The sequence below is a fragment of the Streptomyces sp. UF-297 genome (genome assembly GCF_058245575.1).
The window spans coordinates 1-15,301 of sequence record NZ_JBSIBZ010000095.1 but is presented as its reverse complement, the minus strand read 5'-3'; the positions used below and the strand labels follow the sequence as shown (position 1 = coordinate 15,301).

The window sequence follows — 15,301 nt, the reverse complement described above, 5'->3', positions numbered from 1 at the left end:
CCCACCACCGAAGGGAACGCAGCATGCGACAAGCACCCATGCCACCGCCCGACCCGTCCCGTGTCCCCGACCTGTTGGGCCAGGCAATCGAGGCCCAGCGGCAGGGCGACGAACGGGGCCTTGCACGGGCCACAGCCGAGATCATGCGGAACGCCAGCCCCGCCCAGTACGTGACGTTCATGCGGGCGTCGGAGGAGTACCCGCATGACATGGCCAAGGTGCGCGAGGTCATGCGGGCGGCGGTACGCATCAATGCCGAGATGCCGCCTGAGAGCCGGATCACGCCGCCGCCCGCTGCCCGTGCGGCGGCCGCCACCGCCCGGTCCACCACCGTGGCGCCGGGAACAGCACCGGCCCCCGGCCCGGACGCCGCACGCACCACCCCGTCCCCTGCCCCAGCACCCAAGCGCGCACACGGGCAATGACCCGTGCCACGGGAAGGGAAAACCACCTGATGAACCAGCACGAACGCACCCTCAGTGACACCGCCCACGACACGAGCGACACCGCCCAAGAAGGCGGCAACGGCCGGACGACAGAGACGACAGAGCAGCGCCAGCAGGACCGCGACCGGAGCCGACGCGCCGCCATGCTCGCCCGCAGCAGCGCCGACCACCGCTCGCGCGCGGATGCCGCGCTCGGCGACGCCGACGCCGCCCGCGGCAACGCCGCCGAGGCCGAGGGAAGGGGTGAGGCCGACACCGCCGGAGCCGAGTGGAGCGATGCGGCCGGACTGGACGGACTGGCCGCCCACGAGGCCACGGTGTCCGACATCGACGCCCGGGCCGCCGCCGCCGTGTCCAAGTCGACCACCATCCCGCCCGCGCAGAAGGGACGAGGCCGAGGCCGCACCGGCGGAGAGAAAGCCGGTGGCCAGGGCCGTACCAGCCAGCCGCCGCCCGGGCCGCCGCGGCGCATACCGTAAAACCCGCGTGCACACGCGAACGGGCCGGAAGGGAAACCCCTTCCGGCCCCGTTTTTGCGGGCTGCTCCGTTTAGTGCCTGATTCTGAACCCTGTATCAGCAGGTCAAAGGGTGTCGGACGGAAATGGGAACTCTGTGAAAGCGTTCGAGGAACGGGCGCTGTGACTGTTCCCCGAAAGGGAACCATTGAGGTCCCTGTCACCACGAGGTGCAGCAGGGAGGGACACCAGGAGGTTCGGTCGGGTCGTCGGCCGATACCGAACCTCGCACCCACAGGCGCGCAAAAGATCCGCGTATGCCTCGACGGCCACAAACTCCTCCGCCGCAGCATCGGAGAAGGACACTCCGGAGAGCGCGCTCGGGAACAGCGTCCGGTGCTGGACCCGTGCTCGCCCTTGCCCCGGCGCGCCCGGAGCCACCAGAAAACCCGGTCGGGACACAGCCCCGGTTTCCGTGAGCACCGCTGCCGGATGGTGTTCCGCCAACACCGCTGTCACCTTCGCCACGACCACGTCGTCGATCGATTCCATACCCGCCCTCCGCGTCACCACGAAACCATCCTCACTCACCGTGCCTGGTGCTGGCATTGTGTCCCTCGCTCAGGTGGGGTTCGTTGCCCTGGCCGTGCTGGGCTGCACGCTGGCGGCGGAGCAGTGTGACGCCCGCGCCAATGATTCCGATCACTCCGCCGATGAACGACAGGATGGGGAGATAGACCGAGTAGTCACCGGGCCCGTGAGGAAGCATGGCTATCCCTCCTTCGGTTCGTCGTCGGCGGGCGCCGGCGGCACGTAGGGCACCGGCACCGCAGGCGGCACCGGCAGCACCGAATGCTGCTGGTGCTCGGTGGTCATACAGGCTGCGAACGGTCCGTCAGGAGACCGCAGCCGATCGAGCATCGGGTCAAGATGATCGCGATGCCACACACTTGGCCCGGCGTAGCCGCCGCTCTCCGGGTCGGTCAGCGACTGCCAGGCCAGCCAACAGGCGTGGAGCCGGGCGTATGCCTCATCGTGCTGCCACCACTGCGCACACCACGGGTGTGTGGCTTTCACTTCGCTGACGTAGGTCGGCACCAGCACCGAGCGTACCCAGGTGTCCAGGGCTGCCAGCTCGCACGCGAACTGCGGGTTGCTCAACCTCAGGATGAACGGAGGCGCCTTGGGCTTCTCTTCCTTCTCCTTCTTTTTCTGGCCGTCGCCTTCCGCCGGACCGTCGCTCGGGGGCTTCGCGGCGAGCTGGTTGACCACGTTGGTGTTGTGTTCCAGCTGCGAGGCGAAGCCGTTGACGATGGCCCGCAGGTCCTCTACATCCTCGAAGAGGTTGCCGAGCGTCGGGGTGTCCTCACTCATCCCGTGCCCCCTCTCGCGTGGTGCGCCGCTCGCTGGACACGGCATGGCGGCCCGTCACAGGATCACCTCCGCGTCGAGCGCACGTCCCGTGATCGCCTTCTCTTCTGCCTTCTTGTCGGCCGCGAGCAGGTCGGCGCGGTCGGACTCGAACCAGGGCCGCAGCCGGACCCGGGCCATGGGGGTGCCGGAGGCCCACACCAGGCCGTGCCCGCGCTCCAGCTGGCGGATCTGCGAGATCTGCATGATGTCTTCCTCGCGGGGGCTCCACGAGACCGAGTGGCCGGACGCCCCGTGGCTGGTCGACTGCTCACGGATCTTGTGCTTGCCGATCAGCTTGGAGACGTTCTCGGCGAACTCGGCGTCATCCTGGCCGGCCCCCAGCAGCTTGACGGTGGAGGCCAGCCACAGGGCATCCATGCCGCCGTCCCCCCACACCAACGAGCCCTGCTTGTAGCTCTGGAGGACGGTCAGGGGATTGACGCCTCGCCCGCCGAGGTGGGAGTACAGCAACGGCAGATCGGCGATGCGGCACACGTTCGCCGCCTCATCCAGGACCGCCCTCAGCGGCGTGAGCAGGCGGCCGGTGCCGTTGCGTTCGGCGGACATGGTGGCCCCGCGGAACACCAGGTCAGCGATGGCGGCCGTGATGGCGGCCGCGGAGCCGCCGCCGTCCTTGGACAGCAGATACACGGTGTCTTTGCTGGTGACGAAGTCGTACGCCTTGAATTGCGGCCGATGCTTGTCGGGCAGCACCCATGCCATGATCTCGGGGTCCAGCAGGCACGAGGTGGCCTGACGGGCCGTCTCATAGATGCCGTCACGGGTCTCGACTGCCCCGCTGACCGTTGCGCTCAGCCGGGACGCCAGCACCGGATTGGTGCTCTTCAGCGCGTTGATGGGGGCGCGGTCGGCCGGAGTGTCCAACCACCGCAGCACATCTGCCATGGTGGCGCCGGAGACCCCCGCCGCGTGGAAAAGCCCCATCAAGGTGTTCGTGCCCGCCTTGGACCAGAAATCATCCTTCGCCCGGGTGTCGGCGTCGGTGTTGATGAAGTGCATGGCCAGGCGCCGGGCGCCCTCGATGCTGCGGGCCGAGGACAGCAGATCCACCCACACCTCCCGGGGGGAGTAGGTGATCTGCTGAAGGTCGAACAGCCAGGTGTTGCGGCCGTAGCGACCGCGCTCGCGGTAGGTGATCGCGTAAGCGTCGTTGCGGTTGCTGGTCAGCATCCCGGGGCCGGGCGCGTCCAGCAGGACCGGCACGGCAAGTCCTGTGGTCTTGCCGGCCCGGGGGCCCATGACGGCGGTGTAGGTGTCCTCATCGGAGCCGTACAGAGCGGGCCCGCTCGGTTCCAGCACGCCCAGCGGCACGCCGTGGTCGGCCGGCGCGAGTTCCTTCACGTCCGAGAGGGAGGGCCGCAGTTGCCGGGCGCGCTCGGCGGCCGCCTTGGGCGCCAGCGCCGCCATCTCCCGCGGTCCGGCCAGCCCGGACGGGCGGGAGAAGCGGCGCCATGCCCACACCGCGCCGACCACGAGCACGGCCAGGAGCAGGGCGACCGTGGCCAGGACACCCACCAGGCCGCCGGTCGGGGCAGCTGGCCACAGCGCGGACGGGCCGCCCTTGACGAAGTGAAAGAGGCTGGAGATCGAGTAGGACGGGGGCGCCCAGCCCCCGCCGCCGAGTGCGGCCCCGATGGTGCCGCCCAGCCACGCGGCGGTGAACAGCGCCCCGCCGCCGAACACCACGGTGAGCACGATCACCGGGGCGGCGATGCCGCCCCCGGCCACCGGCCCCCTGCTCTGATCGTTCGTCATGCCGCCGCCCCCTTGCGTTGCTGGCTCTTCTTCATCGCCCTGTCGGTGTCGTACAGATCCTCTTCACCCGGTGTGAGATCGAGCCGTACCGGAGTGCCCGGGCGGGTGCCGAGCCTGATCATGTATTTGCCGCGGCCGGGATGGACCTTCTTTGAGTTGGTGCCGTCCAGGTGGCTGGTGTTGCCGCCGTCCGACCACGACGAGATCAGCTTGATCTCCGCATCGGTGAGCGGCCGCTGTTCGCTCAGCCGCTCCAGCTCGCCGACGGACAACGCGCCCAGGACGACAGAGTCGCACCGGTCGATCATGCCCAGTGCCTTGGCCCGGTCCTCCGCGGTCGGCAGCGATTCCGGGTCACGCAGGGAGTGCGTGATGAACATGGTCACCTCGGCTTTCTGCCGGTTCAGACGCGTCATGGCGTCGAACGCCGCGACCATGCCCGGCCCCGCCCGCAGAGCCCGCCACATCTCGTCCAGGGGGATCACCAGGGGGGAATCCATCAGCCCCACCGCCCGCGCCGAGTCGATCGAGCTGTAGGCGTACGCCCAGGTGGCCAGCAGGCCGGCGGAAACCACCGTGTCCCCGGCGGTCAGCAGTGCGGACAGATCCACCGACAGGGCCGGGGCGTCCAGATCGAGCGGCTGCGAGGTCTGCCCATCGAACAGCCCGGCCAGCGGGCCGTCACAGAGGTTTTCCAGGGCCAGGGTCACCTCCCGTACCTGGCGCCGGTAGTCGTCCTCGGTGTCGACCATCAGCCGCTGCCACAGCTCTTGCGGGCCGTCCCGCAGCACCTTGACCACATCGGGGATGACCGGATCGACGCCGAGCAGTCCGGCGGACACCAGCTTGATCGCGTGCCCGACCACATTGGCCTCAGTAGCCGTCGGCCGCCGTCCCAGCCCTACCTCGGTCGCCAGCAGGGCATGCAGCAATTCCTGCCGCCGACCGTTTATCTCGGCCAGCAGCGCCTCTTGGCGCGAGGCGGCCAGGGTCGGCAGGAGGCGCCGCAGCGGCCCGCTGTCCAGGGGGTTGAGCCGGTCCAAGCCCCGGCCGATGCGGACCACCTGCCCGTCCAGCTCCCTGACCAGCTCGCTGTACTCCCCCTTCACATCACCGGGCACCACGACCTTGAAGCCGTAGGCGCTGTAGACCATTGAAATCCGCTTGGCAATGGCCGACTTGCCGACGCCCGGCTGTGCCTGGATCCACACGCCCGGATTGTTCACCAGCGAGCCGACCCACCCGGCCGGATCGAAACACACCAGCTCATGGGTGAGGATGTCAGGGCCGATCGGCACCCCTTGAGCGGGCAGGCCCGCACCCAGCACGAACGGGTACAGGCCCGCCGCCTGCGCGGTGCTGGAGATGTAGACCGAGCCTTTGTCCAGGTTCGCGGCCCGGCCCCGCCCGGCGCCCGGCCACCCGTACCGGCCCGCGATCACTTTGGGGTTCAGCCGCCAGGTACCGCTAGGGTCGCCCTCAGGCGTCCCGGCTCCCTTCACGAGCCGGGACGCCGTGGCGTCCGTACGGGCGGCTGCTGCGGTGTTCTTGCCGCCGCGTCGTTTCATCGTCTGCTCCCTGTTCACACCAGCGGATTGATACCGAGCGGCAGCCCCAGCGCGTGCGCGGCCGCCTGAGCGCCGTAGGCCGGCCGCATGCGCATCCCGCCCGCCGCCTTGGCCGCCTTTTCGACCTCCCGCCGGGCGGCCGCCAGGTGCGCGGGGTCGCCCACGGTGGTCGTCACATACACGGACCACTGCGTCATCGCCGAGCCCGTCGCCTCTTCGGTGGCGGTACGGCTGGCCCGCTGTGCGTCTACGCGCTCGCGGTGCGTGGTGGAACGCTTGGTGCGCTGGCGGTACTCCGCCCGCGCATCCACCGCGTTGATCTCGCGCTCGACCAGGGCCGCCCCCTCATCGGTGGGCAGCACCCGGTAGGCCAGCGTCACGCGCCGCGCGAACTGACCGGGCGCCAGCAACTTGAGAAGCACGTCATAGGGCACGTCCTTGCGCGGCGCGGCCCGCAGCACGTACGAGGCCGACAGCCATTTGTCGTGCTCATAGACCTCTTTGGCATCCTCGGCCCAGACCGGGCCCACCTCATGCCACATCAGGTCGGCGATCTCGCTTTCCGGGGCGTCCATGTCGGAAGGCACGAACCCCCCGCGCACCAGCCGTTTGATGTCGTTGTCCGTGGCGGGCCGCAGCACGTCCGCCCCGGCCCCGGCCAGGTCGACGCCGTCGAGGACGCCGAGTGCGACGGCCGCCGCCTCGGCGGGGTTGTCGGGCCGTTCTGCGGCCCGGGCCGGGTCGATCACCAGCGAGAACCACGCCGCCAGTTGGGCGGAGGCCCGCGGCGCGCGGGCCACCAGCTCGCGCACGGCATCCTTAGCCGCCTGCGGGGCGCCCGGATCACGGCGCTGGTTGACATGCTCGGTCAGCGCCGTGCCGGAGGACGGGGTGATCTGAAGGGTCACCGAGGCGGCCAGTACCGGCTCCTCATCAGCCAGGTTGGAGAGCGCCTGCCCCCAGGCCCCCACCGCCGCGTCCACCGTCGACCCGGACGCCAGCAGGGACCCGGCCGGCTGCAACAGCAGCGTGGCCGTCATCCTGCCGGTGCGCTGGTTCCACACCAGGCCCACCGGGTGCCCCGCGCCCGCCGCCTCGGCCCGCACCAGCTTGGTGGGCGCCGCCATCCCCGGCAGGTCCAGGGCCTCGGGCGAGGGCAGGAATTGGCCCCGGTAGGAGGTCTCCGAGCGCACGGACGCCAGGCGCCAGCGGGCCATGTTGGCCACGTAGGACAGCAGCGGCATACCGTGCCGCTGCCAGACGGCCAGCACCACGACGGTCAGCGCGATAGGCAGGGTGACGGGCAGCGTGGGCAGGCCGCCGATCACCACGCCCAGCAGCACGGTTACCACGGAGGCGACCAGGATCAGCGTCTGGCCGGTATTGAGGTGGCCGACGCCGATCGAGTACGAGCGGCGCCAACCGCCGTACAGGGTCGGCTCGTTGCCGTTTGCTGCCATTACTCCGTGCCTCCCATCGTGTTCGCGCTGGTGTTCTTCGCCTTGTTGCCTGCCTCGGCGGCCACGACCGCGATGGACACCGGACCGGCCGCGGTTCCCGCACCGGCCGCAGCCGACGAGGAGGACGCGCCCGCGCCCGCCGCCGCGCCGCCCGACGAGGAGGCCGCAGCCCCCGCCTCGGCGCCCTGCGCGGCTGGGGCCGCCTGGTTCGGCGCGTTGCTGGACGCGTGCTGAACGGCGGTGTCGCCCTCAGCCGGCGCGCCCGCGCTGCCGCCGCGTCCACCGCCGGCCGGGCCGGAACGGTCCATGTAGCTGGCGTGGTCAGCGGCCGAAGTGCCGCCCGAATCACCGGAGCCGCCGGAGCCGCCCGCCCCGCCCATGGCGCCGCCGCCGGCCGAGACCATGCCCATGAGGCCCCCCGCGATGCCGCCACTGGCCGAGGCACTGCCCACCGCCATGCCGATGGGAGCGAAGAGCGTCATAAGGGCCTTCATCGCGAGGACCGACAGGACCAGCGTCACGACGCCGCGCAGCCAGTCCACGATGCCCGACCCGTTGTCGATCTCGATGAACCCGATAGTGATGATCAACGCTGCCATCGGCTTGTAGCAGATGATCGTCAGGATTGCGGTGATGAGACGCGGCAGCCATTGGCGGGCGGTGTCCGCGCCCATCTGCCCGGCACCGGCCACGGGCAGCAACATCGCCTGAATGGGAATTGCCGCCTGACGCAGAAACAGCAGCACGACCTGAATCCCGCCGACGAGGAAGACGACGAGTGCCATCAGCAGAATCCCGGCGGGATTGCCGATCTGCGGCAGCAGCATCGCGGCCATTCGCTCCGGTGCGTCGTTCTCACCGAATCCCGCTTTCAGGATTGCCTTGGTGAGTTCGTCCGAGGCGACCAGCAGCGAATCGATGACGCCGACTCCCACGGTGATCACCAGGACGTTCAGGATCAGTCCTTGCATGGCCTGTACCAGTGGCTGGCCCTTGCGCTGGATGATGGTGCGCATGCCCTGGAAGATCGCCATCAGGATTGCGATCATGGTTCCGATTCCCAGCATGATCGCGTGCAGGGAAATGGACGAGGACGGGTCCTTCTTGTCCTCGATGACGCCCGTGTCCTTGATCTGCACACTGTCCGTCAGCAGCCACCACGACACCCCCGTTTTGATCATGTCGGCGGTGAACTTCGCGACCCCGTCCGCGAACGGCTTGATCGTGGCGTTCAGGCCCTCCACCACGGTGTCTTTGACCTTTTTCCCGACCTCGGGAGCGGCCTTGTCGGCGACCTTCTTACCGCAGGCGGCCAGTCCGGCGATCTGCGCGGGCGGGAACGGCAGAACTGAACTGGCGCACGCTATCGACCAGGGATCCCACCCCTTCTTGGACATGGCCGGTTGGACGGCCGCAGCCTGCACGGGACCGGACGGCGCCGCCGTGGCCGCGGGAGCACACAGCCCCGCCAGCATCAGCAGCGCCGCCAGCGCGGCCCCCAGACGTGCCCATACCGTTTTCATCAGCGCCGGTCCCCCTCCTGAATGGCCGTCCAGCCGCGGGAGTTGAAGGCGGCCGTGCCGAAGTCGGCCGGCTGCGGCGCCTGCGGCGTGTCGCCCGGGGGCGTGGGGGTGATCCTCCAGTCCCCCTCCTCCCACACGGCCTTGCTGGGCAGGGACACGAATTCCGTCTTGGGCTTCTGCCCGGCGGCCGTGGTGGAGGTGAGGCGGACCAGGACGAAGCCCTGGACGCTGTCCGCGCTGTCTGCCTTCCACTGCACGCCGACCGGCCAGGCGTTCAGCGTCGCACCCTCGGGGATCTTCCCGCCGGAGGGCAGGCCGATGTGGTCGCGGACTCCCTGGGCCCCCTGCGGGGCCGCGGAGGCCATCTTGTCCCGGTACTCCTTGACCACGTACGTGCGGATCCCGGTTTCCACCTGCTTCGCGTCCCACGAGAAGGAGTTGCGCGAGGAGGCGACCATCATGGACACCGCGCCCTGTTCGGTGTGCGGGAACTTCACCGGCAGACCGTTCGCCTTCTCGGTGCCGTCCGGCAGCTTTACCCAGTTCTCCGGCGCCACGTAGCCGGCCCCGTCATCGTCCAGCGTCGGGGCCGATGACGGGGTCTGCGAGGGCCCGGGCGACTGCGGGCCGCCGCCCTGCGGGGCGGTGTTGCCCGAGCTGCTGCCCGTGGCGACCAGCCCGACGATGACGGCCGCGAGGACAACGACGGCCACGACGAGGCCGACGACCAGGCGCCGCATCCGGCGGGCCGCCTGCTGCTGGAGGTTGAGCGTCATCGTCCCGCCCCTATCCGCTGATGACGTTGGGGACGACGCCAGCGGCCAGGCTCACCACGGACAGGCCGCCCATCACCCACAGAAGGCCGTTGGCGCCCTCGGCCGACAGGTGCGAGCGGTTGCGGCGGCCGATCATCATCATGATTCCGCAGGCGGTCAGGCCGAGAATGCCCAGCCCGATCGCAATCCATTTTCCCCAGCCGATCCACTCGGGAAAGACCTTTTCCATCCCCGGCGGGGCCTTGGGGCCGGAATCCCAGCTCGTTCCCCCGGTGTCGGCCGGTGCCGCGAGAATGTCATAGGTGGCGTGCAGCCAGTGAGACACGGTCGTGCTCCTTTCTATTCAGGAAGGCCGAGACGGAGCCGCAGCTGATGCGCGGCCCGCTGTACGGCACGGTGGGTCAGGGCGTCCCGAGGCTCATCCACACTGCGGAGCTGGACGAGATAGGGGACCTCGGCGACACCGGCCAGACGATGCTCCAACGTGCGCCGACGAAAAACCACTGGTTTCGGCAGAGGCAGCGGCGCATCCTGGACGATCACCAGCCACGGCGGCGGGAGTTGAGGATGCCAAGCGCCCATCAGGCGGGCCGCATCTTTCATTCCGGAGGCCGTGGAGCGGGAAACCACAACCGGCGTGTATCCCGTCGGCAGCGGTATCCCGCGTGCCAACTCCAACGAGCCAGCCCGCCCATCCGGGTCGAGGAATCGCGTCACGGTCGTAGTGCCCGCTCCCCCGTGTGCACCGAGAACCGCGAAGCGGGCGATCGCGTCTCCAACTCTGGTGGTGTGACTCATCGTTGAACCCCCCGGTACTTTTGATGCTCCAACTCTGACGCTAGCATGAGTTGCTGTCAATGGTTACTTATATAAGTTGGGTCCGATGAATCGCTCTCCGGGCATGGATGGTTTTCAGCCAAATCGCATGCGTGAGCTGAGAAATGAGGCGGGGTTGAGTTGTGATGAATTGGCCGTTTTGGCGGGAGTGAATCCGAAAACCGTACGCGCAGCCGAAAGCGGCGCCCGGCGGCCAGGCGCCCGCGTGGTGACCGCGCTCGCCCAGGCCCTCGGCACCACTACGGATGAGCTGGCGCCCCTTGCTGGCCCCGAGACCCTCAAGGCCCTCAGACAGGCGCACGGGCAGACGCAGCGGGACGTGGCCGAATCAATCGGCGTGAGTGTCCAAATGGTCAGCCGGGTGGAAAACGGTGTCTATTCCGTGCGCCAGCCAGCAGTATGGGCGGCCGCCTACCGCGTGAGCCCGAAACGGTGGCAGGCCGCATGGGAGGCCGGGCGCGAGGACCGCCGCCGCCGCATCCGTGACCGCCAGAGCGGCAGAGGGGGGATCGAATGAGCAGCAAGAACGCGGCCGTTGCCGCCGCGGCCGCCGCCGTGGCACTGCCTGTCCTGGCGATCGGCTGCGGCGTGCTGGCCGTGGCCGGCGCCGTGCCGAGTTTCGGTGGAATGGCGACCGCCGGACTCAACGTGGCGGCCGTGCCCGCAGGCGCCCGCCCGTACGTGCAGTGGTACTTGAAGGCCGGCGCCCTGTGCGAGGGCATCACGCCCGCCCTGCTGGTTGCCCAGGGGCAGGCCGAATCCAATTTCAACCCCACCATATCCAGCAGCGCCGGAGCCGTCGGCATAGCCCAGTTCCTTCCGTCGACGTACAACAGCTACGGTCAGGACGCCGACGGCAACGGGATCAACAGCCCGACGGATCCTCCGGACGCCATCATGGCTCAGGGAAAATTCATGTGCTCCCTCTACAAACGGGCCAAGGATTCAGGGTTTTCCGGTGACCCCGTTGCCCTCACTCTGGCTGGGTACAACGCGGGATGGGGGGCAGTGGAGAAATACGGCGGTGTTCCCCCGTACAAGGAAACCACTGGCTACATATCAACAATCGTGATCAACGCGAAAAAGTGGGTCAAAACGATCTCCGCTGTATCCGGCAGCGGCGCCGGCCCCGACGCCGCGCGGCGGGCCGCCCAGTACCTCGGTACCCCCTACGTCTGGGGAGGAGGGACCCCCGACGGCCCCTCCACGGGATTCTGTGACGGCCGCAATGGGTACCTGCATGGTGCGTGCTTCGCCAGCACCCACCAGGGATTCGATTGCAGCTCGCTGGTGCAGCTCGCCTACTGGCACACCGTCAAGCTCCCCCGCGTCGCCGCCGACCAGTACCAGGCCACCGCCAGCCGCCCCATAGACCGCAATCAACTCCAGGTTGGGGACCTGATTTTTTGGTCCAAGAGCGGAGCCAGCGGCATTTACCACGTTGCCATCTATTACGGCAATGGTCAGATTGTGCAGGCGCCGCGGACAGGTAAAAATGTCGAGGTCGTCCCCCTGGACCGGGCCATGCCGAGCGCCGACTATTTCGGCGCCACCCGCCCGTAAAACGCTCTACGGGAAAAGGCAACGGGCCCCGCACCATTCTTGGCTGCGGGGCCCCTTGCTGCAAGAACCTAGGAGTGTGATCGGCCGAATTCGTTGCGCCGGTCGACGTACGGCAGCAGCCCCGACACCGACGATTCCCCCGCACGATTCAGTGACGCGGCGAGTGCCACCAGGTCATCCGTCACCGCCGGCCCTGGAGGCACCAGAGCCCACCCGGCATCTGCCCGCATCACCGAGACGGTGAACGGACCGTCAGCGCGCTGCCCATACTCCGACATCAGCGCATCACCCCTACAGCAACGGCCACCACGCACAGATCATCGTCGTACAGACGCCGAGACGCTGCCGGGCGCCCCGCCGTCCGGTCCGCGGCGCACTCAGGCCTTGCGTCCGCAGCGACCGGGCGCGCATCCAGAACACGCGTCCGGCCGTCCGGCAGACGCTCCTCCACCACTACCCTGAGCATGATTCCTCCAGCAGGGATCACCAGGGCCCGCCGACGAGACGCAAACGGCTACGGGCCCGCCTACGAGGGGCCGGGTGCCAGCCCGGCCCCTCTTTCCACGATTGAACCTACTCGCTTCCTAGCGTGCTTGCTAGCAAGTGTGCGTATAAGCGAGCCAGTGAGCCAGCGAGCCAGCTAGCATGTGCGCTATGACAGAAGAGCCCGAGGTCGTCGGCTCCTACTCCGAAGCTGGCGGCGTCACCAAGACCATGACCGCCGTGTCCATGGCCGTGGCCCACGCACTGGAGTACCCAGACGAAGAAGTGGTGTTGGGTGACCTGGACCCGCGAGCGGCCACAACCAAGCTGACCGGAGCGACGCCGAGCGAGCCCGGCATGTCAATGGGCGCCATCTTTGCCTCCAACGACGTAGAGGGATGGGCCGATGCGCTTGCCGTACCGCTCGACCCTGAGAAGGGGTGGCCGCGGAATCTTCGAGTCATCCCCGCCGAGCGGTCGTTGTCCAACCATGAGAAGAGCCCTGATGACCACGCGGAGCTACGGCTCCGGCGCAGCCTGATCGGTACACGGGCAGGACTGGTGGTGTTCGACTTCCCCAACCGGCAAGGCGGCGTTCTGACTCTTGGCGGACTCAACGCCTGCACCCGCATTGTGTACGCGGCGAGGCCCAACGAGGACGGCCTGGACGGGGTGGACGGTGCAAAGACCACAGTCCGGAAGTTCAAGGAATACAAAGCAGAAATCGGGGCCCCCAGCCACCTGCCCCAAGAAGTGGGCATCATCTTGGGGGCCGCATACAAGGGAGCCGTATGGACGCGTGACGCCCTGCGCGCCGTAGGCGAGTTCCAGAGGACCATGCCCGGCATGCTGCTGACTCCCTATGTCGAAGAGCGCGTCATCGTTCAGGAGTGCAAGGCCGCCGGGGAGTTCTACGGCAAGTACGCCTCTGGGCGCAAAATCCTCGCGGCGTACCGCGAACTGACATTGCAAAGGGTTCTCGCATGAGCGCAGACGACACGAGCGCAGACGACACGAGCGCAGACGACCGCCCCAACCCTCGCCCGCGTCCGGACCCCAATGCGGGCCAAGACCCAGCTAGGCCAGTGGCCCAGGCGACGCCTCCCGCCCCGAAGCGCCGTGTGCGTCGAGGGCCTGCACCTGTTGTCCAACTCAATGTCCGGGTCGAACCGCTGATAGCGGAACTGGTTCAGGAGATCTGCGACGAGCGCGGATGGAGCCAGCGGCAGGCCGTAGAGCACGCACTGAAGCGTGCCTACCCCAGCGAACTAAAGCGCTTGCAAGAGAGCCAGCAAGCTCGCTAGCGAGCACACTTACGTGCTCGCAAGCGAGCTAGCAGCTATCAGCAGCAAGGAAAGACCCCAGAGACGCCCAACCACCACAGAAGCGCGCCTCCGGGGCCCCACACAGAGGAGGAGACTCCCCCATGGACCAGATTACGGCCCCCGACAACCCGCAGCACACCCGTGCCGCGCGCCAGGTGGGGGAGAGGCAGTGACCGCACCGGACCTCACAGCACTCACGAACAGCCCCATCACACTGGCCATCACCACCATGATGGCCACGGTGCTTGCGGTCGGCACATGCGTGGTGATGTACCGCAGACTGAGGCAGCCAGACACTGGCACGACACCTGAGGACGCTCAGGCCGACGGCACAGAGGGACCGCAGCGGCGGAAGTTCAGCGCTGGCACAGTCGCGGCCGCCATCGCGTTCGTGGTTTGCACCAGCGTCAGCCTCAATACGAGCTACCGATTTACCGCGGATGGACTGGGCATGACCGGGGATCTGGAGCGGATCCTGTCATGTGCCGCTTTCGAATCACTTCTGGCCATGTGCGTCCTGGGTGCCCGTGAGCGCCTGGCTGGTCCCAACAGGAGCCCGGGATGGTACGGCGGTGCCGTCTGGGCCTTCGCAGGCCTCTCTGCCGTCCCCGCATGGCACGAGGGCGGCGGCTTCACCACCGCCACCATCGTGCGTGTCATCGTCGGATCCTTTGGCGCTGCCCTCTCGGCACACGCCGCGCTGGGCCTGGAACTCAAGCACCGCAGCGGCGATGAGTCACAAGCTCCCACGGCCCTCGTTCTGCGAGATCTGCGGGAGCGCCTAATGGCCCGCTTGGGCCTGGCCCACCGCGCCCGCACAGCCCAGGACATTGCCCGGGGGCGCGCGCTGGACAAGGCCGTGGACCTGGCCGATCGTTACTACCGGCTGTCCGACGAGGACCGTGGGAAGTCCAAGGGAGCCAAGATCGCCAAGCGGCTGGCGGCGACACAGGACCGGGCCGAGATCGCCACCAACGAGGATCAGCGCCAGCTCTACCGGGCCCGGGTGGCACAGCGCCGGTATGCAACTGAGCTCGACATCACCGCGGCTGAGTCCCCCTGGCACATCAGCGGCACATCCGAGGAACACGCCCGTGCCGTGGAGACGCTGGAGCAGCACACCCGACACATGGAGGCCCTGGCCGCCGAGGCCGAGGCCGCCCTGGCTGCACAGATCGGCACACCGCCCCCGGCACACTCCGGCGCACCAGCGCCCGCACTACCCATCGAGGCACACGCCAGCACCGACGACTGCACCGAGGCTTTGACGGCGGCAGCGGCACAGATCGGCACATCCACGGTTACGGCCCGTGTGCCGAAGCAGCACGGCGAGGACCAGGAGCATGCCCAGGACGAGGAGCCGCAGTCGCTTCGGCACCTGCGTAGCTACCCCACCAAGCGCGCCGCTCTTGAAGCGCTCTACGCCGCTCGGATCACTGCTGACGACCAGCGGAGCACCAACGCCATCACAGAGGCCCTGCTGGTTGATCTTGCCGAGGCCGGCATCACGCTAAGCCGCCCCACCGCCCACCGGTACGTAAGCGACCTGCGGCCCACGGCACATGACAGCCACCGGACCGAGACCCCGGCACACGAGGGTGCCAAGGCCGCCGAGCTGGTCAACGCGTGACACGCCAGCACTCCCGGGGGGGGGGGGGGGCCCCCCCCCCCCCCC

General features: G+C 68.5%; 16 protein-coding genes. 6 read left to right on the top strand and 10 right to left on the bottom strand.

Features of this window, described 5'->3' with window-relative positions; all coding sequences use genetic code 11:
* Positions 1-23 precede the first annotated feature (23 nt).
* Both AC4IJH_RS36470 and AC4IJH_RS36465 read left to right on the top strand, forming a co-directional pair.
* Positions 24-425 carry a hypothetical protein gene (locus AC4IJH_RS36470; protein WP_490856271.1) on the top strand — a complete coding sequence of 134 codons (402 nt, stop codon included), beginning with the start codon at positions 24-26 and terminating at the stop codon, positions 423-425.
* Positions 426-454: 29 nt separating this feature from the next.
* Complete coding sequence (locus tag AC4IJH_RS36465; protein WP_490856270.1) at positions 455-925, top strand: hypothetical protein; 471 nt, start codon at positions 455-457, stop codon at positions 923-925.
* Positions 926-1,028: 103 nt separating this feature from the next.
* On the opposite strand, the gene AC4IJH_RS36460 is transcribed toward AC4IJH_RS36465, so the two are convergent.
* Genes AC4IJH_RS36460 through AC4IJH_RS36415 form a run of 10 tightly spaced genes read right to left on the bottom strand, consistent with a single transcriptional unit; the run spans position 1,029 to position 10,135 of the window.
* Positions 1,029-1,454 (bottom strand): hypothetical protein, encoded by a 426-nt coding sequence (locus tag AC4IJH_RS36460; protein WP_490856269.1) that lies wholly within the window; start codon positions 1,452-1,454, stop codon positions 1,029-1,031.
* Positions 1,455-1,485: 31 nt separating this feature from the next.
* Positions 1,486-1,671, bottom strand: a complete 186-nt coding sequence (locus AC4IJH_RS36455; RefSeq protein ID WP_490856268.1) for a hypothetical protein — start codon at positions 1,669-1,671, stop codon at positions 1,486-1,488.
* Positions 1,672-1,673: 2 nt separating this feature from the next.
* Positions 1,674-2,276: a DUF4913 domain-containing protein gene (locus AC4IJH_RS36450; protein WP_490856267.1), complete on the bottom strand. Its 603-nt coding sequence runs from the start codon at positions 2,274-2,276 to the stop codon at positions 1,674-1,676.
* Between the two features lie 54 nt (positions 2,277-2,330).
* Positions 2,331-4,091, bottom strand: coding sequence for a type IV secretory system conjugative DNA transfer family protein (locus AC4IJH_RS36445; protein ID WP_490856266.1), 1,761 nt, complete (start codon positions 4,089-4,091; stop codon positions 2,331-2,333).
* The gene (locus AC4IJH_RS36440) at positions 4,088-5,659 is read right to left on the bottom strand and encodes an ATP-binding protein (RefSeq protein ID WP_490856265.1); all 1,572 of its coding nucleotides are present in this window, start codon (positions 5,657-5,659) and stop codon (positions 4,088-4,090) included. Before AC4IJH_RS36440 ends, AC4IJH_RS36445 begins: the two co-directional genes overlap by 4 nt.
* Positions 5,660-5,673: 14 nt before the next feature.
* The gene (locus tag AC4IJH_RS36435; RefSeq protein WP_490856264.1) at positions 5,674-7,119 is read right to left on the bottom strand and encodes an SCO6880 family protein; all 1,446 of its coding nucleotides are present in this window, start codon (positions 7,117-7,119) and stop codon (positions 5,674-5,676) included.
* Positions 7,119-8,642 (bottom strand): hypothetical protein, encoded by a 1,524-nt coding sequence (locus AC4IJH_RS36430; protein ID WP_490856263.1) that lies wholly within the window; start codon positions 8,640-8,642, stop codon positions 7,119-7,121. The genes AC4IJH_RS36435 and AC4IJH_RS36430 overlap by 1 nt, the downstream gene beginning before the upstream one ends.
* A complete protein-coding gene (locus AC4IJH_RS36425) occupies positions 8,642-9,418 on the bottom strand; it encodes a hypothetical protein (RefSeq protein WP_490856262.1) in 777 nt (258 codons plus the stop codon). The genes AC4IJH_RS36430 and AC4IJH_RS36425 overlap by 1 nt, the downstream gene beginning before the upstream one ends.
* A gap of 10 nt (positions 9,419-9,428) precedes the next feature.
* Positions 9,429-9,743, bottom strand: a complete 315-nt coding sequence (locus tag AC4IJH_RS36420) for a hypothetical protein (RefSeq protein WP_490856261.1) — start codon at positions 9,741-9,743, stop codon at positions 9,429-9,431.
* A gap of 14 nt (positions 9,744-9,757) precedes the next feature.
* Entirely contained in the window at positions 9,758-10,135 is a 378-nt protein-coding gene (locus AC4IJH_RS36415) for a hypothetical protein (RefSeq protein ID WP_490856260.1), read from the bottom strand.
* A 166-nt stretch (positions 10,136-10,301) separates the two neighbouring features.
* On the opposite strand from AC4IJH_RS36415, the gene AC4IJH_RS36410 reads away from it, so the two are divergent.
* The 4 genes from AC4IJH_RS36410 to AC4IJH_RS36395 all read left to right on the top strand — a co-directional run bounded on the left by AC4IJH_RS36410 (position 10,302) and on the right by AC4IJH_RS36395 (position 15,256).
* On the top strand, positions 10,302-10,772 hold the full coding sequence (locus tag AC4IJH_RS36410) for a helix-turn-helix domain-containing protein (RefSeq protein WP_490856259.1): 471 nt from the start codon (positions 10,302-10,304) through the stop codon (positions 10,770-10,772).
* Positions 10,769-11,818: a C40 family peptidase gene (locus AC4IJH_RS36405; protein ID WP_490856258.1), complete on the top strand. Its 1,050-nt coding sequence runs from the start codon at positions 10,769-10,771 to the stop codon at positions 11,816-11,818. The genes AC4IJH_RS36410 and AC4IJH_RS36405 overlap by 4 nt, the downstream gene beginning before the upstream one ends.
* 654 nt (positions 11,819-12,472) lie before the next feature.
* Positions 12,473-13,288, top strand: a complete 816-nt coding sequence (locus AC4IJH_RS36400) for a ParA family protein (RefSeq protein ID WP_490856257.1) — start codon at positions 12,473-12,475, stop codon at positions 13,286-13,288.
* A gap of 507 nt (positions 13,289-13,795) precedes the next feature.
* Positions 13,796-15,256 carry a hypothetical protein gene (locus AC4IJH_RS36395; RefSeq protein ID WP_490856256.1) on the top strand — a complete coding sequence of 487 codons (1,461 nt, stop codon included), beginning with the start codon at positions 13,796-13,798 and terminating at the stop codon, positions 15,254-15,256.
* The last annotated feature ends 45 nt before the right edge of the window (positions 15,257-15,301 follow it).